The following is a 20944-nucleotide window of genomic DNA, read 5'->3' as shown; positions in this document are numbered from 1 at the left end:
GCCGAACAAGCGGGCCTCAGTTCTTGCTCATCGCCGCCAGCCATTCGTCGACCCACGCCTTGCGGTTGGCGGCGACCTCTTCGGATGGCAGCAGGAAGGTCTTCTGCGGGTTGACGAGCTTGCCGAAGGCCTCCGGCAGCGGCTCCTTGGTCGCTCCCACCGGCATCATCCAGTTGGTCGTCGGGATGATCGACTGGAATTCGGGACCCGTCATGAAAGCGAGAAACTTCCGCGCAAGCTCCGGCTCCTTCGTGTTCTGCGTCATGCCGGCCACTTCGATCTGGATGTAATGGCCCTCGGCGAAGGAGGCGGCCTGGTAGCGGTCGGTGTTCTCAGCCACCATGTGGTAGGCGGGCGAGGTCGTGTAGGACAGCACCATCGGTGCCTCGCCTTTGGTGAAGAGGCCGTAGGCTTCCGACCAGCCGGGGGTGACAGTTAGAACGCGCTCCTTGAGCTTTTCCCAGGCCTCGCCGGCCTTGTCACCGTAAACTGATTTCACCCAGAGCAGCAGGCCGAGGCCGGGCGTCGAGGTGCGCGGGTCCTCGATGACGATCTTCTGCGAAGGATCGCCCTCGACCAGCTCCTTCAGACTTTTGGGCGGGTTCTTCATCGTCTCGGTGTCGTAGATCACGGCGAAATGGCCGTAGTCATAGGGGATGAAGGTGTCGTCGGAAAAACCGCCCGGAACCTTTAGGCCCGCGGTATCGACGCCGTGAGGGGCGAAGAGGCCGGTGGCCTTCGCTTCGGCGACGAGGTTGGTGTCGAGGCCGAGCACGATGTCGGCCTTCGATCCTTCGCCTTCGAGCTTCAGGCGCGTCAGGAGCTCTACGCCGTCGGCGACGCCGACATAGTCGACCTTGCAGTCGCAGTCCTTCTCGAAGGCCTCGGCGACCTTGGCGCCCGGTCCCCATTCGGTGATGAAGCTCTCATAGGTGTAGATCGTCAGCGTCTTTTCCGCGGCGAGCGCGTGCGCGGAAAACGCGGCGACAGCCGCTGCGGCGATTGCAAGCCGGCTAAGGGCTGTGCTGTAGAGTGAACTGGACATGAAGGGCACCTCTCCCCCTATTGTTGATGCTGCACGGGAAAAGGGCGTATCGGTCCGATCGCTTCTAATCCCTCCGCCGGTATGAACCGGATCAGGTTCCGCGGGTTGGCTCGAAGCCTCTCAGCCATTAGTCGTATTCGGACCGCAGGCACCCCGTTAGAGCAGCAAAGATTTAGCTTTCGGCGGCAGCCAAGGCAAGCGGAGTTTCCGTGGAGCATTGGCGCTGCGAGCCGCCTGCGCTATCTGAGTTTCCGAGATTCAAACAACGGCGGCGGCGTTTTGTTCGCCAATCGAGGTCATTTCATGCCGGATATGCTCGTTCGCCTCTATGCCCTGCCCGAAACCAGCGCGTCGCGGCTCGGCCCCGACATCAGCATTCGTCGTGCGATGGCGCCCGAGCGGCGGATCGTCGTCTCGTGGATCGAGGAGCGGTTCGGTGCCGGTTGGGCAGGCGAGGCGGAAGCGGCATTTTCGTCGACGCCGACCAGGATCCACATTGCGCTATATCAGGGACAGCTCGCGGGCTTTGCCTGTCACGACGTGACGGCTCTCGGCTTCTTCGGACCGACGGGCGTTGACGAAGCGATGCGCGGGCGAGGCATCGGCGAAGCGCTGCTCCTCGAAAGCCTGCTTTCCATGCGCGCCGCCGGCTATGCCTATGCGATCATTGGCGGCGCCGGCCCGGTCGATTTCTATGCACGTGCCGTCGGTGCGGTGGAGATTCCGGTTTCGACGCCCGGCATTTATGCCGGCATGCTCTTGCCCGATAGCGCGTCGGGAACCTGATCCCAAGCGATCGCGTTGGCGAAATGAGCGTGACCGTGCCGGAAAGGACCGCGCGGCCCTTTTCCTTGGGAGCCGCTTTGCGCTATGGGCTTCTGCCATGACCCGTTCGACCTTTACCATCCTTCTCGGCGGTGCCCTGACGCTCACAGAGCGCCTGGCAACACAACTTTCCGGCAGCCGCTTCATCGCGGCCGATGGCGGCATGCGCCACGCTAAGACGCTCGGCGTCGTGCCTGATCTCTGGGTGGGCGACTTCGACTCGACCGAGGAGGCGCTCTTTTCGGATTTCGCCGAGGTTCCGCGCGAGAAGTATCCGGCCGCCAAGAACGTCACCGACGGCGAGATGGCAGTCGAGGCGGCGCTTTCGCGCGGCGCAACCTCGCTGATCTTTGCAGGTGCGCTCGGCGGTACGCGCAGCGACCACGCCTTCCTGCACCTCCTGCAGCTCGCGGCGCTTGCGGAAGAAGGATACGCCTCGTTCATGACCTCCGGCGAAGAGGAGGCCTATCCGCTCCTGCCGGGCACGCGGGAGATCGACCTGCCGAAGGGCAGCCTGTTCTCGATCCTTGGCTTCACCGAACTCGAGGGCCTGTCGATCGAGAGCGCCCGCTATCCTCTCGGCGATTTTAGGTTGCCATTCGGGTCCTCCCGGACGATTTCCAATGTCGCGGAAGGTCCGGTCCGCCTTTCCCTGAAATCCGGCCGGGCGGTCGTGCTTGCCCGTCCCTATGATCTTTCCGGAGCCTGACGCCTTGGCGCCCCCCATCCTGAAGCTTGACTATATTTTCCTGACCTTCGGCGGCACGCCGCTTCTCGCCGGCGCGAGCCTGCAGGTTGAGCCCGGCGACCGCATCTGCCTCGTCGGCCGCAACGGCTCGGGCAAATCGACGCTGATGAAGATCGCCGCCGGGCTTGCCGAGGCGCAATCGGGCGAGGTTTTCCGGCACCCGTCGGCGACGATCCGCTACCTGCACCAGGCTCCGGATTTCGACGGTTTCAATACGGTCCAGGCCTATGCCGAGGCGGGGCTCGGCCCGGGTGACGATCCCTATCGCGTAGCCTATCTCTTGCAGCACCTGGGACTGACAGGCGAGGAGGATCCGAAGCGTCTTTCCGGCGGCGAAGCGCGGCGCGCGGCACTTGCCCGTGTGTTGGCGCCGGAGCCGGACATCCTGCTTCTCGACGAGCCGACCAACCATCTCGACTTGCCGACGATCGAATGGCTTGAAGACGAACTCGTGCGCAGCCGTTCGGCGCTCGTGCTGATTTCCCACGACCGGCGCTTCCTCGAGAAAGTCTCGACTGCGACCGTCTGGCTCGACCGAGGGCAGTCGCGCCGGCTCGACCGTGGCTTTGGTCACTTCGAAGCCTGGCGCGACGAGGTGCTCGAGGCGGAGGAACTGGAGCAGCACAAGCTCGGCAAGGCGATCGAACGGGAGGAGCACTGGCTGCGCTATGGGGTCACCGCACGGCGCAAGCGCAACATGCGCCGGCTCGGCGAGCTCAGCGACATGCGGGCGCGCTACCGGGGTCACAGAGGCCCCCAAGGCACCATTCAGGCGACGGTGTCGGACGCCAAGGAATCGGGCAAGCTTGTCATCGAAGCGGAGAAAATCACCAAATCCTATGGCGAACGGACGATCGTCGCGCCCTTCTCGATCCGCGTCCATCGCGGTGATCGGATCGGTCTCGTCGGGCCGAACGGCGCCGGCAAGACGACACTGCTCAAGCTCGTGACCGGGCAGATCGAACCGGATGCGGGCACCATGAGACTCGGCACCAATCTCGAGATCGCCACTCTCGATCAGAGGCGGGATGAGCTTAACCTCGACGAGACGCTGGCGCATTACCTGACCGACGGTCGTGGTGAGACGCTCCTCGTCAATGGCGAACAGCGCCACGTCACCGGCTACATGAAAGAGTTCCTCTTTCAGCCGGAACAGGCCCGCACGCCGATCAGCGAACTTTCCGGCGGCGAGCGCGCACGGTTGATGCTCGCGCGCATCCTCGCGCGCCCGACCAATCTCCTCATTCTCGACGAGCCGACCAACGACCTCGACATCGAGACGCTCGACCTCTTGCAGGAGATCGTCGCCGGCTTCGCCGGGACGGTGATCCTCGTCAGCCACGACCGCGACTTCCTCGACCGCACGGTGACCTCGACCATCGCGCCGGCCAATCCGGAGGCGCCGGACGGCCGCTGGATCGAATATGCCGGCGGCTATTCCGACATGATGGCGCAGCGCCGGGGCGCAATCGAGGAAAGGCGACGGATCGAAAGGGCAGAGAAGACTAAGCCGAGCGGGACGCCCGTTGAGGCCGCCGAGCCTCAGAAGGCGAAGGGTAAGCTTTCTTACAAGCAGAAATTCGCGCTCGAGAACCTGCCGAAGGAGATCGCCAAGACCGAAGCCGAGATCGCCAGCCGCGAAGAGAGGATGCACGATCCCAATCTTTTTTCTCGCGATCCGGACGGTTTCGCCAAGCTCGCTGCCGAGCTTGAAAAGCTGAGAGAAGCGCTCGCGCGGATGGAAGAGGAATGGCTGGAGCTCGAGATGCTGCGCGAGGAACTCGAGGGCTGAGATCGGTCCTTTCCGCATTCGGGACGAGGACGGTGCCCGCGCGGCATCGAAGCTCATTTCCCCTGTAGGAAGGGTCTTCTCGAAGCGGATGCTGAGCTATCGCGCTTCCGTTCTTCTCAGCCGCCGCTCGAGCGCCCGGATCGCAAGCGACAGGCCGATCGTCAAGACGAGATAGACATAAGCGACGATGGAATAGGTTTCGAAGAAGCGGAAGGAACCGGAGGCATAGATCTTGCCCATCTGGGTGATGTCCGCGACGCCGAGAACCGACACGAGCGAAGAATCCTTGACCATGGCGACGAAGTCGTTGCCGAGCGGCGGCAGGATGACGCGGATCGCCTGCGGAAAGACGACGAGGCGAAAGCGCTGGTAGCGCGAAAGCCCGAGCGCTTTCGCCGCCTCCACCTGTCCCTTGTCGACGGACTGGATGCCGGCGCGGAAGACTTCGGCGATGAAGGCCGAATAACCGATCATCAGCGCCATGATCGCCCGCCACATGAGCGACACGTCGCGGACGACGAACGGCTCCATCCAGCCGGCCGAGATCAAGGGCGCCGCGGCGAAGTTGGCGACAACCACCAGCGCCGGCGCGCCGACGAAGGCGATATAGAAGAGGAGCACGAGGATCGGCACGCCGCGGATGACTTCGGTATAGAAGCGGGCGATCTGGCGCAGCGCCACATGTTCGGAGAGCGCCATTAATGCCACGCCGAGACCAAGCACCGTCGCGAGCGCGAAGCCCACCAGCGTCACGAAGACGGTGACGCCAATGCCCTTCAGAACGACGGTGAAGACCTGTGCGAAGATGTTGTTGGTGACGATCACCGCGGCGAGCGCCACGGCGATCAAGAGAAGGGCGACCAGCCACCAGGGATAGTCGCCCTTCTCGGAAGTCTCGGAAGATACCGGCGCCATTATGATTCCAATAAGTTGGAGCGGGATGCGGGCGGAAAACCGCACACACCTTTCCTCATCCCGCTCCGGCGATCAGCCGCCCATCTTGTAGTCGAGGAACCACTTCTTGTTCAGCGCGTCGAAGGTGCCGTCCTCCTTCAGCGCCTTGATGGCGGCATTGATCGGAGCGACGAGGTCGGAACCCTTCGGAAAGATGAAGCCGAAATCCTCGGTGCCGAGCGGCTCGCCAACGACCTTGAGCGCGCCGCCGGAGGAATCGACATAACCCTTTGCGGCGACGCTGTCGGTAAGCACGAGGTCGACGTCGCCGGCTTTGAGCGCCTGCACCGTCGCGCCGAAGGTTTCGAACAGCTTGATGCGCGGGTTCTGCTCGTTGCCGTCGAGAATCTCGTAGACGGCCGTGTAGAAGGGCGAGGTGCCGGGCTGGGCGCCGATCAGCGCATCCTCGACAGCGGCAAAGCTCTTGGCGTCCTTGAAGCGCGTCTCGTCCCCACGCACCAGCATGAACTGCTGCGAACGCATATAGGGATCGGAGAAGTCGACCTTCTCCTTGCGATCTTCCTTGATGGTGATGCCCGTCATGCCGATCTGGTACTGGCCGTCGGAGACCGCCTGGATCATCGCGTCCCAACTGGTGTTCTGGTATTCGACCTTGAAGTTCAGCCGCTTGGCGATCTCGTTCATCGCATCATACTCCCAGCCGACGGCCTGGCCCGTCTTAGGGTCGACGAATTGCAGCGGCGGATAGGCGTTCTCGGTCACGACGACGACCGTCTTGCCGCCGAGGTCCGGCAGGTCGCTCGCGAGAACGGGCGCAGAGAATGCGAATGGAACGGCGAGGGCTGCGACGATGCCCGCGAGCACGTGGCGACGGATTGTCATTGGAGAAACTCCCGAAATTTGTGGCGACAGAAAATGTCACGAATTCTCGCGAGAAGACAAGCAGATAGTCTAAAAAAAGAAAGGCGACCCGAAGGGCCGCCTCTCTGCAATTCCGAGGAATTGAAGTCTTATTCTGCAGCCGCTTCCGCTGCCTTTGCCTCTTCCGCTGCCTTTGCTTCGGCGGCTTCGGCTGCTGCCTTTTCGGCCGCCAGAGCCTGGGCGGCTGCGACCTTCTCAGCCTCGATGCGTGCCTTCTCGTCGGCTACGGCCTGACGCTCGGCTTCGTTCAGCTTGCGCGCGCGGGTGCCGGTGTTCTCGACGATACGAGCCGACTTGCCGCGGCGATCGCGCAGGTAGTAGAGCTTGGCGCGGCGAACCTTACCGCGGCGAACCACTTCGACGCTCTCGACGAGCGGAGAGTAGACCGGGAATACGCGCTCGACGCCTTCGCCGTAGGAAATCTTGCGAACGGTGAAGCTCTCGTTGAGGCCGCCACCGGAGCGGGCGATGCAGACGCCTTCATAGGCCTGGACGCGAGTACGGTTGCCTTCAACAACGCGGACGTTGACGCGGACCGTGTCGCCCGGGGAGAAATCGGGAAGGGTGCGCTTGGCGGCGATCTTGGCGGCCTGTTCGGCCTCAAGCTGCTGAATGATGTTCATAGGTCTAACCTTTGCGTTCTTCTGAAACAGCCAGAGCGCTCTCGATCGGCCTGTGGGACTTCGCCTTGAGGCTTTGCCGGTTGACGGCAGGAGCGGATTCGCCATTCTTTGTTGACGGTCGACGGGAAAAGAACCCGAACCGGGGCGGCACATACACCAAACGACCGGCCTTGTCATCCCCGAAAGCGGATTTTATCGCCCATCGCTCGCGGTCGGAGAACATTCTATCAGAATTGGCTGAAATTTCCGGAAGCGAGAACGACGCTTGCGGTCGATTGCTCCAGCCGCTATCCCCGAGCGACACGGTTCGGGGGAAGCCATGACGATCGTCCAGGCCCTTTTGCTTTTTGTTTCCGGATTCCTGTCCGGCGTCGTCAACGCCATTGCCGGCGGGGGCACCTTCTTGACCTTCGGCGCCATGACCCTTGGCGGCCTGCCGCCGATCGTCGCCAACGCCACCTCGTCGATCATCCAGCTGCCGGGCTACATCACCTCGACGCTCGCCTATGCCAAGGAGATCCGCGCCGACCGGCGGAACGCCATCGTGCTCGGTGCGATTTCCGCGGTCGGGGGCCTTGCCGGCGCGCTCATTCTGCTGTCGCTCTCCAATCCGTCCTTCCGGCAGATGGTGCCATGGCTCCTGATCGCGGCCACCGCGATCTTCGCGGCCGGTCCCCTGTTGAAGCCGAAGGCGCGTAGCGAAGAGCACCGGATCGGCCCGCTCGGCGTCGCAAGCCAGATGGCGACCTCCGTCTATGGCGGTTTCTTCGGCGCCGGCATGGGCATCATGATGCTGGCCGTGCTCGGCCTTGCGACCGGTGGCGGCTACCACCGCCTGAATGCGCTCAAGAACTTCGTCTCGATCGTCATCGCCGCGATCGCCATCCTCGTCTTCGCCGCAGGCGGCGTCGTCTCCTGGCTGCACGCCGCGATCATGGTGCCGGGCGCGGCACTCGGCGGCTACATGGGCGTGTGGACGGCGCGGCGGGTTCCGCAAGCGGTCGTGCGCGCGCTGGTGGTCGCGGTCGGCCTGTTGCTTGCCGCCTATTACTTCTTCACCGGCTGAGCGGGATCGCGCTCCAGGTTTTGATCTGCGCGTGATTTTTCCGAAAACCGGTTCCCATTTTTCGGATCACGCTCCAGAAGATCCGGCCGGCGCTCGGCCGTCAGCCGGCGGGCTTCCGACTCGCGCCATTTGGCGATGGCGCCGTGATTGCCGGAGGTGAGGACTGCCGGAATTTCATGGCCCTCGAAGACCTGCGGCCGCGTGTAATGCGGGTGCTCCAGGATGCCGCCTTCGAAGCTCTCGTGGACGCCGGAAAGTTCATTGCCCATCACACCCGGAAGGACCCGCACCACTGCGTCGAGCAGGACCAGCGCTGCCGGCTCGCCGCCGGAGAGAATGTAGTCTCCGATCGAGACTTCCTCGAGATTGCGCGTGTCGATGACCCGCTGGTCCACGCCTTCGAAGCGGCCGCAAACGACGACGACGCCGGGGCCGGCCGCGAGCTCGCGCACGCGGGCCTGCGTCAGGGGCCGACCGCGGGGGCTCATCAAGAGACGCGGCCGGCCGTCATTCGCCGAAGCATGATCGATCGCGCGGGCGAGAACGTCCGGCTTCAAGACCATTCCGGCGCCGCCGCCCGCCGGCGTGTCGTCGACCGTGCGGTGCTTGTCCTCGGCGAAATCGCGAATCTGGACGGCTTCGATCGACCATTGCCCACGCTCCAGTGCCTTACCGGCGAGCGAGACACCGAGATGCCCGGGGAACATCTCCGGATAGAGCGTCAGGACCGTTGCGCGAAAGAGCATTTGGCAAAGCTCACTTGCGCTTCGTCGGAAACGGCTTGCCGGCGCCGTCGTCCTTGTCGTCGACGAGTCCGGCGGCGACGGGATCGACCAGCAGCTTGCCGGCCTCGAGATCGATTTCGAGCACGGACCATTCGGTGAACGGGATCAGGACCGGTCGTCGGCCCGGTCCTTTGAGTTCCAGGAGATCGCCGGCACCGAAGTCGAAAACGCCGGTTACGGAGCCGTAGCTTTTGCCCGTGCCGTCGATGGCCTCCAGCCCTTCAAGGTCGGCATAGAAAAACTCGTCCTCGTCGAGGTCCTCGTCGGGCAGGTTGTCACGCTCGATGAAGAGGTCGAGGCCGTTGAGCGCTTCGGCCGCGGTGCGGTCATTGATGCCGCGGAAACGCACGACGACCACGTTCTTGGCCTCGCGGATCTCCAGAACTTCGAAGACGCGGCCATCCTCGCTGTGCAGGTTGCCATAGTCGCCGAGCGCCGTCGGGTCGTCTGTATAGGACTTCACCCGGACCTCACCGCGCAGCCCCTGCGCCGCGCCGATCGTCGCCATCAGGACAGGGTTCTCGAGTTTCGTCATTTCAGACATCCGGGTGCGAGCGGACGTGTCTTGTCGCTCCGATCCCGCTCCAATTCTTTGAAGGTGCACATAAAGCAAAACGGGCGGCATGGAAATGCCACCCGTTTGCCACAAGACCAAGAATTAAAGCGGGATGCGAGCGAAAAACCGCGCACACTTTTCCTCATCCCGCTCCAGACGGCGATATTATTCCGCGGCTGCTTCCGCGGCGGCAGCGGCTGCCTCTTCGGCGCGCTGCTTGGCTTCGGCGGCACGCTCCTGTGCCTTCTTGCCCGGCTGCGCCTTCTCCGGGTTGTTGCGGGCCGGACGCTTGGCGAGGCCGGCCTGGTCGAGGAAGCGCAGGACACGGTCGGTCGGCTGCGCGCCCTGGGCGATCCAATGCTGGACACGCTCGGCGTCGAGCTCGACGCGCTTTGCATCGTCCTTGGCGAGCATCGGGTTCCAGGAGCCGAGCTTTTCGAGGAAGCGGCCGTCACGCGGGGAGCGCGCATCGGCAACGACGATCTGGTAATAGGGGCGCTTCTTGGAACCGCCGCGGGCGAGACGAATTTTCAGTGCCATTTCAATTTACTCCTTGCAGGCTTTCTTGACCGCTTCGTTCAAGCGGAACGGGTGGTGCCGGCGCCGCCCGCGGGCTGCGAGCGATCGGCGGCGATGGCTTCATGATGCCGGATGACTTCCTTGATGATGAAGTTCAGGAACTTCTCGGCGAAATCCGGATCCAGATTGGCATCCTTTGCCAGACGGCGAAGGCGTTCGATCTGGTATTCTTCGCGCGCCGGGTCGGCCGGCGGCAACTGATGCTTGGCTTTGAGAACGCCGACCGCCTTGGTGCAGCGGAAGCGTTCGGCCAGCATGTGGACGAGCGCGGCATCGATATTGTCGATCGACTGCCGATAGCTCGCCAATTCCTCTTTGATCTCGGGATCAAGCATTCGTCGCGATCCTCACTTCTTCTTCGGGAGACCCGGAAGACCCGGGAGTCCGCCGAGGCCCGGCAGCTTGGCACCGCCCAAACCGGGTAGACCACCTCCACCGAGGCCAGGAAGGCCGGCGCCCGGCTTGCCGAGGCCAGCGGCCTCGGCCTGCTTCTGCAAGGCTTCGAGCTGCTTCGGGTCCATCTTCGAGAGATCCGGCATGCCGCCGCCAAGGCCTCCGAGGCCCATCTTGTTGGCAAGGCCGCCCATCATCTGCTTCATCATGCCGCCTTTGCCCTTGCCGCCCATCATCTTCATCATGTCGGCCATCTGGCGGTGCATTTTCAGAAGCTTGTTGATGTCGGAGGCATCGGTGCCGGAGCCGGCGGCGATGCGCTTCTTGCGCGAATGCTTGAGAATATCCGGATTGGCACGCTCGGCCTTGGTCATCGACGAAATGATTGCGAGCTGGCGTTTGAAGAGGGAATCGTCGAGGCCGGCGGCGCTCATCTTGTCCTTCATGCCGGCCATGCCGGGCATCAGCCCCATGATGCCGCCCATGCCGCCCATCTTCTGCATCTGCCGAAGCTGATCGGCGAGGTCGTTCAAGTCGAACTTGCCCTTGGCCATCTTGGCGGCCATGGCGGCCGCCTTCTCGGCATCGATATTCTCCGCCGCCTTCTCGACGAGCGAGACGATATCGCCCATTCCGAGGATGCGGTCGGCGACGCGGCGGGGATGGAACTCTTCGAGCTCGTCCATCTTCTCGCCGACGCCGATGAGCTTGATCGGCTTGCCGGTGACTGCGCGCATGGAGAGCGCCGCACCGCCACGGCCGTCGCCGTCCATGCGGGTCAAGACCAGGCCGGTGATGCCGACGCGCTCGTCGAAGTTGCGGGCGAGATTGACGGCGTCCTGACCGGTCAGCGCGTCGGCGACGAGCAGGATCTCATGCGGATTGGACTTCCGCTTGATCTCCGCCATCTCGATCATCAGCGGCTCGTCGATGTGGGTGCGGCCGGCGGTGTCGAGGATGACGACGTCATGGCCGCCGAGCTTCGCCGCCTGCACGGCGCGCGCGGCAATATCGGTCGGCGATTGGCCGGCGATGATCGGCAGCGTATCGACGCCGGTCTGCACGCCCAACTGCCGCAACTGCTCCTGCGCGGCCGGACGACGGGTGTCGAGCGAGGCCATCAGGACCTTCTTCTTGTCCCGTGTCGTCAGCCGCTTGGCGATCTTGCCGGTCGTCGTCGTCTTACCCGAGCCCTGCAGACCGACCATCATGATGACGACGGGAGCCGGCGCATTGAGGTCGATCGTTACGCCTTCGGAGCCGAGCATCGCGACAAGCTCGTCATGGACGATCTTGACCACCATTTGGCCGGGCTTGATCGATTTCAGGATTTCGGCGCCGACAGCCTTCTCGCGGACCTTTTCCGTGAAGGAGCGCACCACATCGAGCGCGACGTCCGCTTCGAGCAACGCACGGCGAACCTCGCGAAGCGCCGCGGAAACGTCAGCTTCCGACAGGGCGCCGCGGCCGGTCAGTCCATTCAATATGGAACCAAGACGGTCCTGGAGGCTCTCGAACATTCTCTCTTCCTTCTGGTTTCCGGTTGACCATGATCACCCGGAAACGTGGGTTCCCTCGCGCGGAAAACAAGGCGCAAAGCCAAAAACCACCCGAGGGCGCAACGCGCTGTCGGATGGTGACCTCCGGGCTCTCTTTATACCTTTGCGGGGCCCGGTCGGCGGCTTCGAAGTTATCACTTGCGAAGGAATTTCGCCGCGATAAACAGGAAAGCGGACCAAAAGTCAAGGATGGAGCGCGGAACCGTTCCGATCATGCTCCGCCTCCGCCTGAGAGGCGAGCGTTTCGAAAGCGGCATCGATCCGCGTCATCACTCTGAGCGCCACGACCACCTCGGTCTGGTTGATGTCGCCGAGAACAGCATGCAGCATATCGAGCTCGCGCTGATGGACGGCGTTGAACAAATCCCTGCCGGTGGTGGTAGGGATGCAGAAATAGGCGCGGCGGTGTTCGGGATTGGGCTGTTTCTCGACCAAGCCCTTCGCTATCAAGCCCGCGGCGACGCGCTGCACGAACTGCCGCTTCATCGACAGCCGTCTGGCGGCTTCCGGCACCGTTAGCGGCTCGTCGCAGATAAGTTCCAGTACGGCCCGTTCGGCGACCGTGATTCCAACGCCGTCGAGCATCTTCTCCAGCGTCCTGTTGACGTTGAGATGAACGGGACGGACGAGCTTGATGGCCTTGTAGAGGCGTTCCTGCTTATCGAATCGCACGAGCATCGGCGCATCGTAGCAATCGAGTTGTCATCTTCAAGAAATTCTTAACGAGCCTTTGCCTGGGGCTCTGTGATCGGGCGGTAAAGCGCTTATCTCTTGCGCTAGCGCGGGATGAGGAAAAGTGTGCGCGGTTTTCCGCCCGCATCCCGCGGCTCAACTTTTAGAATCCCTGCAGCCGAGGCAGCGATGAGGAAAGGTGGCAATCCCTATTACAGCGGTCCCGTTTCGGATCATTTCGACGGTGTTCGCTTTTTCAATCCGGGCGGCGCCGCTCCGCGCGGCTTCGTCGACCTCTTGCGTTGGCAGTTCGGCGGCGGCCGGGCGCGATGGCCGAGCCGTTACGACAGCACATTCCCGCCGGCGCGGCCCGATCTGAATGTCGACGGCGATCGCCTGCGTGTCACCATGGTCGGCCACGCGACGCTTCTGATCCAGGTCGCCGGCCTGAACATCCTCACCGATCCCGTTTGGTCGCATCGCGCGAGCCCCTTCGCCTTCGCCGGTCCCCATCGCCGCAACGCGCCCGGCGTCCGGATGGACGACCTGCCGCCGATCGACATAGTGCTCGTCACCCATAATCATTACGACCATCTCGACCTCGAAACACTGGCCGCTTTGAACGGCGAGCATGCGCCGCATGTCGTAACCCCACTCGGCAACGATACGATCATCCGCCGTGCCGCGCCGGATGGGGAGATATCCGCCGTCGACTGGGGCGCCCGGATTGATCTCGGCGGTGGCGTCGTCATCCATGCGGAGCCCTGCCATCACTGGTCGGCGCGCCGCTCGCGCGACCGGCGCATGGCGCTCTGGGCCGCCTTCGTCATCGAGACGCCGGCCGGCAAGATCTACCATGTCGGCGATACCGGCTTTCACGAGGGCATCAACTATCATGCGGCGCGCGAAAAGCATGGTTGCTTCCGCCTCGCCAATCTGCCCTTCGGCTGCTACGAGCCGCGCTGGTTCATGGCGAGCCAGCACCAGAACCCGGAAGAGGCGGTGATGGGCATGGTCGCCTGCGGCGCCGAGCACGTGGCCGGACACCACTGGGGCACGTTCCGGCTGACCAATGAGGGGATAGAGGAGCCGCTCCGGGCGCTCGAAGCCGCACTCGACAAGGCTGGCATCGAACGAACCCGCTTCAGGGCGCTGCGCCCGGGGGAGGTCTTCGATGTTCCCGTCTCGTCGCCGACGGACGAATGACGCCGGCACTGGTAATTTCCGGGCTTTTCCGCCATATACAGCCCGAATGAAAGGCGCCTCCCGGATTGGAGGCCGGATTTGGACAATCGCAACATGGCCGACCAGGTGCAATTTGCCAGGATGAACGGGCTTGGGAACAAGATCCTGGTGGTCGACATGCGCGGCCGCAAGGACCGCGTCACGCCCGCGGCCGCAATCGCGCTCAACGCCCATCCGGCGACCGAGTTCGACCAGATCATGGCGATCCACGACCCGAAGGCGGCCGGCACCGACGCCTGGATCGACATCCTCAATTCCGACGGATCGATGGCTCAGGCCTGCGGCAACGGCACCCGTTGCGTCGTCCAGGCGCTCGCCGCCGAGACCGGCAAGAAAGCCTTCCTCTTCCACACCGTTGCGGGTCTGCTCGAAGCCAAGGAGCACGACGACGGCACGATTTCGGTCGACATGGGCACGCCTCGTTTCGGCTGGAAGGAAATTCCGCTCGCGGAGGAATTCCACGATACGAGCCGCATCGAGCTGCAGATCGGCCCGATCGACGATCCGGTGCTGCACTCCCCTTCCGTGGCTTCGATGGGCAATCCGCATGCGATCTTCTGGGTCGAAAACGATGTCCGGAGCTACGAGCTCGATCGCTTCGGGCCACTGCTCGAGAACCATCCGATCTTCCCCGAACGGGCCAATATCTCGATCGCGCGCGTCCGTTCCCGCCATGAGATGGACTTGAGGACCTGGGAGCGCGGAGCGGGGCTGACGCTTGCCTGCGGCTCGGCCGCCTGCGCCGCCGCCGTCAGTAGCGCCCGGACCGGCCGTACGGAGCGGAAGGTGACGGTGAACGTTCCGGGCGGGCCGCTTACGATCGAATGGCGCGAGAGCGACAATCACGTGATCATGACGGGCCCGGCCGAGTGGGAATGGTCGGGCAGACTCGACCCGGAGACCGGTGCCTTCGAGCGCGACACGACAAGCGGCGAAAGCGGAGCGCGGGCGCTTTGAGCGGCGTCGAGGTCATAACCTTCGGCTGCCGCCTCAACACCTTTGAATCCGAAGTGATGCGGGCGGAAGCCGAGAAGGCGGGGCTGAACAATGCCGTCCTTGTCAATACCTGTGCCGTCACCGCCGAGGCCGTGCGCCAGGCGCGCCAGGCGATCCGCCGCGCGCGGCGCGACAATCCGCATGCCCGCATCATCGTCACCGGCTGCGCCGCCCAGACCGAGAAGGAAACCTTCGCCGAAATGGCAGAGGTCGACGCCGTGCTCGGCAATGAGGAGAAGCTGAAAAGCGCTTCCTATCGCTCGCTGCCGGATTTCGGCGTCTCGGCCGAGGAAAAACTGCGCGTCAACGACATCATGAGCGTGCGTGCCACCGCGCCGCAGATGGTGAAGCACATCGACGGGCACGTGCGCGCCTTCATCCAGGTGCAGAACGGCTGCGACCACCGCTGCACCTTCTGCATCATTCCCTATGGCCGCGGCAATTCCCGCTCGGTGCCGATGGGCGCCGTCGTCGAGCAGGCGCGCCGGCTCGTCGAGAGCGGCTATCGCGAGATCGTGCTGACCGGCGTCGATGCGACGAGCTACGGCGCCGACCTGGCCGGAACGCCGACCCTCGGGCTTTTGGCGAAGACGCTTCTGAAGCATGTACCGGAAATCCTTCGCCTGAGGCTCTCCTCGATCGACAGCATCGAGGCGGACCGGCATCTCCTCGACCTGATCGCCGACGAGCCGCGTTTCATGCCGCATCTGCACTTGTCTCTGCAGCACGGCGACGACCTGATCCTGAAGCGGATGAAGCGGCGGCATTCGAGCGCTGAGGCCCGTGCGTTCTGCGACGAGGTTCGGCGTCTGAGGCCCGAGATCAGCCTCGGCGCCGACATGATCGCCGGCTTTCCGACGGAGACGGAGGCGATGTTCGACAACGCCGTGCGCCTTGCCGAGGATTGCGGCATTGCCCATCTGCACGTCTTTCCCTATAGCCCGCGCCCCGGCACGCCGGCGACCCGCATGCCGCAGCTCGATCGCGCGCTCGTCAAGGAACGTGCCGCGCGCCTGCGCGCCAAGGGAGCGGCGCTCTACGCGAGCCACCTCGGCCGCATGGTCGGCAGCGAGCAGACGATCCTCGTCGAGATGAACGGGCTGGCACACACCGAAAACTTCACGCTCGTCGATGCGGCCGGTCTCGAGCCGCGGTCGCTTATTGCGGTCGAAATCACCGGCCACAATGGCAAGCATCTGACGATGCAAAGAAAACACATGGCTGCGGCCTGACACCGGACATTCCCATGGCGATTGGTTTCATCAAGAAGATCTTTTCCTTCGGCAAGGACGCCGTCGAGGAGAAGCCCGTGCCGCCGCAGGAGGTTGCGCCGGAGGTGCGGGACGAGGCGCCGATACCCGCCTCTGTCCCCTCCGGAGATCTCCCTTCCAAGGGGGGAGCGCAGAGGGCAACTGAGGCAGCCGTCAAGGGCGACCTCGCCGCCTCGCCGGAGGGGGCGGCACCAGAGAGCGAAACCACAAGCGAAGACGCCTCGGGAAGCACTGGTCCCGCCGCAGACGCAACCGTTGGCGTTGCGGACGAGAGCGCGCCGCCTCCGATCTCCCCCCCTGTGGGGGAGATGCCCGGCAGGGCAGAGGGGGGTGGGGCCACTTCCGAGCACTCTGCGCTTGTCGGTGAGGCCCCGCCACCCCCCTCTGTCCCTTCGGGACATCTGCCCCACAAGGGGGGAGAGCAGGGGGAGACCGAGGCGACCGCCCCGGATGAAAGTGCCGCTGCCGGGGAGACAGAGGCAGGCGCGGACGAGCGCGCCGCCTCGCCAGATGCAATCACACAAGACGCTCGCGAGCTAGCGGCACCGGAGACCGAGGCCACGCGCGAAGGCCCTGACGCACGTGCCGATGTCGTCGCGGACGAAACCGTCCCGGCGACTGACGCACGTGCCGATGTCGTCGCGGACGAAACCGTCCCGGCGAACAACGAGAGCGCCCCGCCTTCAGTCTCCCCCCTTGTGGGGGAGATGCCCGGCAGGGCAGAGGGGGCAGAGACGCGGGGTGATCTCGCAGCCGCTCCCGCACCCAACCTCCCCAAGGGCTTCGCGGCCGCCGACCGGGGCCTGAAGGAAGAGGCCCCCGGCCCTCAGCCGAAGCTTAACTGGTACCAGCGGCTACGCCGCGGCCTCTCGCGCACCTCTTCGCAGCTCACCGGCCAGATCGCCAGCCTGTTCACCAAACGCAAGCTCGACGAAGCGACGCTGCAGGATCTCGAGGACCTGTTGATCCAGGCCGACCTCGGTGTGGAAACGGCGATGCGCATCACCGATACGCTCTCCTCCGAGCGCTACGGCAAGGACGTGACCGGCGAGGACGTCTCGCGCATCATGGCCGGCGAGATCACCAAGGTGCTGGCGCCGGTCGCCAAGCCTCTCGAGCTCGATCTCAGTCACAAGCCGCACGTCATCCTCGTCGTCGGCGTCAACGGCACCGGTAAGACGACAACGATCGGCAAACTCGCCGCCAAGCTCTCCAGCGCCGGCCTCAAGGTAATGCTTGCCGCCGGCGACACCTTCCGCGCCGCGGCGATCGAGCAATTGAAGATCTGGGCTGAACGGACGAAGTCCGACATCGTGGCGTCGAAGCTCGGCGCAGATGCGGCCGGCCTCGCCTATGAGGCGTTCCAGCTCGCCCGCGAGAAAAAATCCGACGTGCTGATCATCGACACCGCCGGGCGGCTGCAGAACAAGGCCGAACTGATGGCGGAACTCGAAAAGATCGTGCGTGTTCTCGGCAAGCTTGATCCGGACGCGCCGCACACCGTGCTGCAGACGCTCGACGCGACGACCGGACAGAACGCGCTGCAACAGGTCGAAATCTTCCGTAATGTCGCCGGCGTCAGCGGCCTGATCATGACCAAGCTCGACGGTACGGCGCGCGGGGGCATCCTGGTCGCGATCTCCGCCAAGCACAAGCTGCCGGTCTATTTCATCGGCGTCGGCGAGGGCATAGACGACCTCGAGCCATTCGAAGCGAAGGACTTCGCCGAAGCAATCGCCGGCCTTGGGGCGTCGTGACGCCCGCATGAGCTTTACTGAAGCCGCGGCGTTGATATGGTTTTGCCGCAATGCTGGTGTTATGAGCGGACGGAGCGGGCAAAGAGGGGCGAGGCAGGTTCCCGCCCGCGCCCTGCACGAGGCGCGACAGAAGAGATGACGGAACAGGATCGGCAGATGTCGACAATCGAGGCCACGAAACCGCGGACAGAGGTAAGCCCGCTCCTGAAGCTTCTGCTGGAGCTCGGTCCGCTCATGGTTTTCTTCTTCGCGAATTCCCGCGGCGACTGGCTTGCGAGCCGCTTTCCCGCGCTTGCCGAGCTCGGCGGGCCGATCTTCATCGCCACCGGCCTCTTCATGGCGGCGACGGCGGCGGCGCTCATTGCCTCCTGGATCATGACGCGCACGCTGCCGATGATGCCGCTCGTCTCCGGCATCGTCGTCTTCGTCTTCGGCGCGCTGACGCTCTGGCTGCAGAACGACACCTTCATCAAAATGAAGCCGACCATCGTCAACACGCTCTTCGGAGCGATCCTGCTCGGCGGGCTTGTCTTCGGCAAATCGCTGCTCGGCTATGTCTTTCACGCCGCCTTCAGGCTCGATGACGACGGCTGGCGGAAGCTTACGATCCGCTGGGGCGTGTTCTTCCTGTTCCTTGCCGTCCTGAATGAAATCGTCTGGCGCTCGTTTTCGACCGATTTCTGGGTCGCCTTCAAGGTCTGGGGCACGATGCCGATCACCATCCTCTTCACCCTCGCCCAGATGCCGCTGATCATGAAGCACTCGCTCGAGCAGGATAGCGCCGAGTGACGATCGCCGCCGGAACCGACGATCAAAGACAACGCGCCTGGAACTGGCTCATCGCCTGCCTCGCCGTCCTCGCCGCTCAGATCCTGACGCAGCATCTCATGGGAAGGCTGTGGATCTGCGAATGCGGCTACGTCAAATTCTGGGAAGGCGTGGTCAATTCCAGCGGCAACTCCCAGCACATCGCCGACTGGTACACGCCGTCCCACATCATTCACGGCTTTCTCTTTTACGGCCTTGGCCATCTTCTCATGCGCGGCAGACCCTTGACCACGCGACTGCTGCTCGCGACCGCCATCGAATCCGCCTGGGAGATCGCCGAGAACACGCCGATGGTGATCAACCGCTACCGTTCCGCAACGATCTCGCTCGACTATTTCGGCGACAGCATCCTGAATTCGACCATGGATACCCTTGCCATGGCGGCAGGCTTCCTGTTCGCCTCGCGTCTGCCCGTGGCACTGACGGTCGCGATCGCGATTGTGCTCGAAGTCTTCACCGGCTGGATGATCCGGGACAACTTGACACTCAACGTGCTGATGCTTGTCTGGCCCCTCGATGCTGTGAAGGCGTGGCAGGCCGGAGTCTAATACCTCGAGAATATGCCGCTCATCCCGCTGCCGCGACCTTCTCCCCAGGCGGGGAGAAGGTGGCCGCAGGCCCGATGAGGGGCAAACCTCCTACGCCGCCGCAAGCGCCTTGTCGATCGCCGGCATCAGTCCTTCTTTGAGGCTCTTCTCGTCGAACGGGCCGACCCGCTTGTAAAGGATCGTCCCGTCGGCGCCGACGAGATAGGATTCCGGAATGCCGTAGACGCCCCAGTCGATCGCCGCCTTGCCATTCGGATCGACGCCGATCGCCGAGAACGGGTTGCCGAGTTCGCCGAGGAACCTCAGCGCATTGTCGTTGCGGTCCTTGTAATTGATGCCGACGACGGTGAGGCGCGGGTCCTTCGACAATTCAAGGATGATCGGATGCTCCTGGCGGCAGGGTACGCACCAGGAGGCCCAGACGTTGACGAGGGTGAGCTTGCCCTTGACGGCCGCATCGGTGAGTGCCGGCATAGGCTGACCGGCCGGTGTCACGGCGCCTTCGAGCGGCGGCAAATCGAGCTTCGGCGCTTTGGTGCCGATCAGCGCCGATGGAATCTCGCTGACGTCCCTGCCGGAATTCAACTGGCTCCAGAAGATGAGAGCCAGAGCCGCGAATATCAAAAGCGGCAGGGCCGCCAGCAGGTAGCGCAGAGGGCCGGGCTTGCGCTCGTCCGGTCGCGGCGCCTGCGTGCTCGTCATTTGCCTTCTCCGCTAGGCGCCTCCGCCGAACGGCGGAAAATGCCGGCGGCTTCGAGTGCCCTCAGCTCCCGCTGACGGGCTTTGCCGTCACCGACAACCCAGGCGACGAGCGCCGCAACGGTTACGGCGGCGACTGCATAGCTCGCGATGACATAGGCTGCATGGCTCATCATGGCGCCAAGGTCTCCCGGCCGGCATGACGGGCCGCCTGGCGCCGGAGCGACGTCACCCGGCGGCGCCAGATCTCGTTGCGCATAGCGGCGATGTGAAGGGTGAAGAACAGGAGGGTGAAGGCAACCGCCATGACCAGAAGCGGCCGCAGGAATTCCGGATCGATCGTCGGCCCATCGAGGCGCATCACGCTTGCCGGCTGATGCAGCGTGTTCCACCATTCGACCGAGAATTTGATGATCGGGATGTTGACGAAGCCGACGAAAATCAGCACCGCCGACACGCGGGCGGAGCGGGCAGGATCCTCCATCGCGCGGTTCAGCGCGATCAGCCCCAGATACATGAGGAAGAGCACGAAGACGGAGGTCAGCCGCGCGTCCCATACCCACCAGGTGCCCCACATCGGCTTGCCCCAGAACGAGCCGGTGACGAGCGCCAGAAAGGTGAAGGAGGCGCCGATCGGTGCCGCCGCCTTGGCCGAGACATCGGCGAGCGGATGGCGCCAGACGAGCGTGCCGAGCGCCGAAATCGCCATCACCGTATAACACATCATCGACAGCCAGGCGGAAGGCACGTGCACATACATGATGCGCACCGTCTCGCCCTGCTGGTAATCGCCCTCGGTCGTGAAGGAGAGCCACAGTCCGGCAGCGAAGAACAGCGCCGTGAGAGCCGCGAGCCAAGGCAGGATGCGGTCAGCCAGCGCCAGGAATCGGGTCGGATTGGCGAGGTGGCTGAATTTGCGAATGGCGAGGCTGTTTTCGCTCATGACGGCTCTTTAACGCGGAAGGACTCCTTCCGCAATCGACCTGCAGCGCCGCGCGTCCTTTAGACGCGCAAAGGTCGCCGTAGCACTTTGAACTGCTGCATAATCTTATCCTCAGATCGAAGTCGATCTAAGGAATTATGCAGTGATCATTCAAGTTTGCGTTAGTTCGGCCGGTTTG

The 20944-nt window shown here is 63.8% G+C and carries 23 protein-coding genes and 1 riboswitch; of the genes, 10 read left to right on the top strand and 13 right to left on the bottom strand.

Annotated features, from left to right (window positions below):
- Window positions 1-16: 16 nt before the first annotated feature.
- Window positions 17-1045, bottom strand: a complete 1029-nt coding sequence (gene thiB / locus M728_RS15435) for a thiamine ABC transporter substrate binding subunit (protein ID WP_026620159.1) — start codon at window positions 1043-1045, stop codon at window positions 17-19.
- A 51-nt stretch (window positions 1046-1096) separates the two neighbouring features.
- A riboswitch (TPP riboswitch) is annotated at window positions 1097-1211 on the bottom strand.
- Between the two features lie 137 nt (window positions 1212-1348).
- Here thiB and M728_RS15430 point away from each other — a divergent pair.
- The 3 genes from M728_RS15430 to M728_RS15420 all read left to right on the top strand — a co-directional run bounded on the left by M728_RS15430 (window position 1349) and on the right by M728_RS15420 (window position 4410).
- The gene (locus tag M728_RS15430; protein ID WP_026620158.1) at window positions 1349-1831 is read left to right on the top strand and encodes a GNAT family N-acetyltransferase; all 483 of its coding nucleotides are present in this window, start codon (window positions 1349-1351) and stop codon (window positions 1829-1831) included.
- Window positions 1832-1928: 97 nt separating this feature from the next.
- Window positions 1929-2579 (top strand): thiamine diphosphokinase, encoded by a 651-nt coding sequence (locus M728_RS15425; RefSeq protein ID WP_026620157.1) that lies wholly within the window; start codon window positions 1929-1931, stop codon window positions 2577-2579.
- A gap of 4 nt (window positions 2580-2583) precedes the next feature.
- The gene (locus M728_RS15420; protein WP_026620156.1) at window positions 2584-4410 is read left to right on the top strand and encodes an ABC-F family ATP-binding cassette domain-containing protein; all 1827 of its coding nucleotides are present in this window, start codon (window positions 2584-2586) and stop codon (window positions 4408-4410) included.
- Between the two features lie 96 nt (window positions 4411-4506).
- Here the strand turns inward: M728_RS15420 and M728_RS15415 are convergent, their stop codons facing one another.
- The 3 genes from M728_RS15415 to rplS form a co-directional block, all read right to left on the bottom strand.
- Window positions 4507-5325 (bottom strand): amino acid ABC transporter permease, encoded by an 819-nt coding sequence (locus tag M728_RS15415; RefSeq protein WP_026620155.1) that lies wholly within the window; start codon window positions 5323-5325, stop codon window positions 4507-4509.
- Window positions 5326-5397: 72 nt separating this feature from the next.
- Window positions 5398-6207 (bottom strand): basic amino acid ABC transporter substrate-binding protein, encoded by an 810-nt coding sequence (locus M728_RS15410; protein WP_026620154.1) that lies wholly within the window; start codon window positions 6205-6207, stop codon window positions 5398-5400.
- Window positions 6208-6335: 128 nt separating this feature from the next.
- The gene (rplS, locus tag M728_RS15405; protein WP_026615382.1) at window positions 6336-6869 is read right to left on the bottom strand and encodes a 50S ribosomal protein L19; all 534 of its coding nucleotides are present in this window, start codon (window positions 6867-6869) and stop codon (window positions 6336-6338) included.
- Between the two features lie 319 nt (window positions 6870-7188).
- On the opposite strand from rplS, the gene M728_RS15400 reads away from it, so the two are divergent.
- Window positions 7189-7935: a sulfite exporter TauE/SafE family protein gene (locus M728_RS15400; protein ID WP_026620153.1), complete on the top strand. Its 747-nt coding sequence runs from the start codon at window positions 7189-7191 to the stop codon at window positions 7933-7935.
- Here M728_RS15400 and trmD read toward each other — a convergent pair.
- The 6 genes from trmD to M728_RS15370 form a co-directional block, all read right to left on the bottom strand.
- The gene (gene trmD / locus M728_RS15395) at window positions 7917-8681 is read right to left on the bottom strand and encodes a tRNA (guanosine(37)-N1)-methyltransferase TrmD (RefSeq protein ID WP_026620152.1); all 765 of its coding nucleotides are present in this window, start codon (window positions 8679-8681) and stop codon (window positions 7917-7919) included. The two genes, M728_RS15400 and trmD, sit on opposite strands and share 19 nt — an antisense overlap.
- 10 nt (window positions 8682-8691) lie before the next feature.
- Window positions 8692-9255 carry a ribosome maturation factor RimM gene (gene rimM, locus M728_RS15390; RefSeq protein WP_026620151.1) on the bottom strand — a complete coding sequence of 188 codons (564 nt, stop codon included), beginning with the start codon at window positions 9253-9255 and terminating at the stop codon, window positions 8692-8694.
- Between the two features lie 186 nt (window positions 9256-9441).
- On the bottom strand, window positions 9442-9816 hold the full coding sequence (gene rpsP, locus M728_RS15385) for a 30S ribosomal protein S16 (protein WP_026620150.1): 375 nt from the start codon (window positions 9814-9816) through the stop codon (window positions 9442-9444).
- 38 nt (window positions 9817-9854) lie between these two features.
- Window positions 9855-10190 (bottom strand): chorismate mutase, encoded by a 336-nt coding sequence (locus M728_RS15380; protein WP_026615387.1) that lies wholly within the window; start codon window positions 10188-10190, stop codon window positions 9855-9857.
- Window positions 10191-10202: 12 nt separating this feature from the next.
- On the bottom strand, window positions 10203-11768 hold the full coding sequence (gene ffh / locus M728_RS15375) for a signal recognition particle protein (protein ID WP_026620149.1): 1566 nt from the start codon (window positions 11766-11768) through the stop codon (window positions 10203-10205).
- A 222-nt stretch (window positions 11769-11990) separates the two neighbouring features.
- Window positions 11991-12485 carry a MarR family winged helix-turn-helix transcriptional regulator gene (locus tag M728_RS15370; RefSeq protein ID WP_026620148.1) on the bottom strand — a complete coding sequence of 165 codons (495 nt, stop codon included), beginning with the start codon at window positions 12483-12485 and terminating at the stop codon, window positions 11991-11993.
- Window positions 12486-12668: 183 nt separating this feature from the next.
- Between M728_RS15370 and M728_RS15365 the strand changes: the two genes are divergently transcribed.
- The 6 genes from M728_RS15365 to M728_RS15340 all read left to right on the top strand — a co-directional run bounded on the left by M728_RS15365 (window position 12669) and on the right by M728_RS15340 (window position 19124).
- A complete protein-coding gene (locus M728_RS15365) occupies window positions 12669-13685 on the top strand; it encodes an MBL fold metallo-hydrolase (protein ID WP_026620147.1) in 1017 nt (338 codons plus the stop codon).
- 93 nt (window positions 13686-13778) lie between these two features.
- Entirely contained in the window at window positions 13779-14681 is a 903-nt protein-coding gene (gene dapF / locus M728_RS15360; RefSeq protein WP_034883400.1) for a diaminopimelate epimerase, read from the top strand.
- Entirely contained in the window at window positions 14678-15952 is a 1275-nt protein-coding gene (gene mtaB / locus M728_RS15355) for a tRNA (N(6)-L-threonylcarbamoyladenosine(37)-C(2))-methylthiotransferase MtaB (protein ID WP_026620145.1), read from the top strand. Before dapF ends, mtaB begins: the two co-directional genes overlap by 4 nt.
- 14 nt (window positions 15953-15966) lie before the next feature.
- Window positions 15967-17748, top strand: coding sequence for a signal recognition particle-docking protein FtsY (ftsY, locus tag M728_RS15350; protein ID WP_026620144.1), 1782 nt, complete (start codon window positions 15967-15969; stop codon window positions 17746-17748).
- Between the two features lie 156 nt (window positions 17749-17904).
- Window positions 17905-18537 carry a septation protein A gene (locus M728_RS15345; protein ID WP_026620143.1) on the top strand — a complete coding sequence of 211 codons (633 nt, stop codon included), beginning with the start codon at window positions 17905-17907 and terminating at the stop codon, window positions 18535-18537.
- Window positions 18534-19124, top strand: a complete 591-nt coding sequence (locus M728_RS15340) for a DUF2585 domain-containing protein (RefSeq protein WP_026620142.1) — start codon at window positions 18534-18536, stop codon at window positions 19122-19124. The genes M728_RS15345 and M728_RS15340 overlap by 4 nt, the downstream gene beginning before the upstream one ends.
- Window positions 19125-19214: 90 nt before the next feature.
- Here M728_RS15340 and M728_RS15335 read toward each other — a convergent pair whose 3' ends face one another.
- Genes M728_RS15335 through M728_RS15325 form a run of 3 tightly spaced genes read right to left on the bottom strand, consistent with a single transcriptional unit; the run spans window position 19215 to window position 20766 of the window.
- On the bottom strand, window positions 19215-19826 hold the full coding sequence (locus M728_RS15335; RefSeq protein WP_026620141.1) for a DsbE family thiol:disulfide interchange protein: 612 nt from the start codon (window positions 19824-19826) through the stop codon (window positions 19215-19217).
- Window positions 19823-19999, bottom strand: a complete 177-nt coding sequence (ccmD, locus tag M728_RS15330; RefSeq protein WP_026620140.1) for a heme exporter protein CcmD — start codon at window positions 19997-19999, stop codon at window positions 19823-19825. Before ccmD ends, M728_RS15335 begins: the two co-directional genes overlap by 4 nt.
- Entirely contained in the window at window positions 19996-20766 is a 771-nt protein-coding gene (locus tag M728_RS15325; protein ID WP_026620139.1) for a heme ABC transporter permease, read from the bottom strand. Before M728_RS15325 ends, ccmD begins: the two co-directional genes overlap by 4 nt.
- Window positions 20767-20944 lie beyond the last annotated feature (178 nt).

It is taken from the genome of Ensifer sp. WSM1721 (assembly GCF_000513895.2).
Classification (GTDB): Bacteria; Pseudomonadota; Alphaproteobacteria; order Rhizobiales; family Rhizobiaceae; genus Sinorhizobium.
This window is presented reverse-complemented; position numbering and strand designations above follow the sequence as displayed.

Excerpts from the sequence above, each read along its gene's own strand:
- thiB (WP_026620159.1), bottom strand. The coding sequence starts at position 1,045 with ATGTCCAGTTCACTCTACAGCACAGCCCTTAGCCGGCTTGCAATCGCC.
- M728_RS15430 (WP_026620158.1), top strand. The coding sequence starts at position 1,349 with ATGCCGGATATGCTCGTTCGCCTCTATGCCCTGCCCGAAACCAGCGCG.
- M728_RS15425 (WP_026620157.1), top strand. The coding sequence starts at position 1,929 with ATGACCCGTTCGACCTTTACCATCCTTCTCGGCGGTGCCCTGACGCTC.
- M728_RS15415 (WP_026620155.1), bottom strand. The coding sequence starts at position 5,325 with ATGGCGCCGGTATCTTCCGAGACTTCCGAGAAGGGCGACTATCCCTGG.
- M728_RS15410 (WP_026620154.1), bottom strand. The coding sequence starts at position 6,207 with ATGACAATCCGTCGCCACGTGCTCGCGGGCATCGTCGCAGCCCTCGCC.
- rplS (WP_026615382.1), bottom strand. The coding sequence starts at position 6,869 with ATGAACATCATTCAGCAGCTTGAGGCCGAACAGGCCGCCAAGATCGCC.
- M728_RS15400 (WP_026620153.1), top strand. The coding sequence starts at position 7,189 with ATGACGATCGTCCAGGCCCTTTTGCTTTTTGTTTCCGGATTCCTGTCC.
- trmD (WP_026620152.1), bottom strand. The coding sequence starts at position 8,681 with ATGCTCTTTCGCGCAACGGTCCTGACGCTCTATCCGGAGATGTTCCCC.
- rimM (WP_026620151.1), bottom strand. The coding sequence starts at position 9,255 with ATGACGAAACTCGAGAACCCTGTCCTGATGGCGACGATCGGCGCGGCG.
- rpsP (WP_026620150.1), bottom strand. The coding sequence starts at position 9,816 with ATGGCACTGAAAATTCGTCTCGCCCGCGGCGGTTCCAAGAAGCGCCCC.
- M728_RS15380 (WP_026615387.1), bottom strand. The coding sequence starts at position 10,190 with ATGCTTGATCCCGAGATCAAAGAGGAATTGGCGAGCTATCGGCAGTCG.
- ffh (WP_026620149.1), bottom strand. The coding sequence starts at position 11,768 with ATGTTCGAGAGCCTCCAGGACCGTCTTGGTTCCATATTGAATGGACTG.
- M728_RS15370 (WP_026620148.1), bottom strand. The coding sequence starts at position 12,485 with ATGCTCGTGCGATTCGATAAGCAGGAACGCCTCTACAAGGCCATCAAG.
- M728_RS15365 (WP_026620147.1), top strand. The coding sequence starts at position 12,669 with ATGAGGAAAGGTGGCAATCCCTATTACAGCGGTCCCGTTTCGGATCAT.
- dapF (WP_034883400.1), top strand. The coding sequence starts at position 13,779 with ATGGCCGACCAGGTGCAATTTGCCAGGATGAACGGGCTTGGGAACAAG.
- ftsY (WP_026620144.1), top strand. The coding sequence starts at position 15,967 with ATGGCGATTGGTTTCATCAAGAAGATCTTTTCCTTCGGCAAGGACGCC.
- M728_RS15345 (WP_026620143.1), top strand. The coding sequence starts at position 17,905 with ATGTCGACAATCGAGGCCACGAAACCGCGGACAGAGGTAAGCCCGCTC.
- M728_RS15335 (WP_026620141.1), bottom strand. The coding sequence starts at position 19,826 with ATGACGAGCACGCAGGCGCCGCGACCGGACGAGCGCAAGCCCGGCCCT.
- ccmD (WP_026620140.1), bottom strand. The coding sequence starts at position 19,999 with ATGATGAGCCATGCAGCCTATGTCATCGCGAGCTATGCAGTCGCCGCC.
- M728_RS15325 (WP_026620139.1), bottom strand. The coding sequence starts at position 20,766 with ATGAGCGAAAACAGCCTCGCCATTCGCAAATTCAGCCACCTCGCCAAT.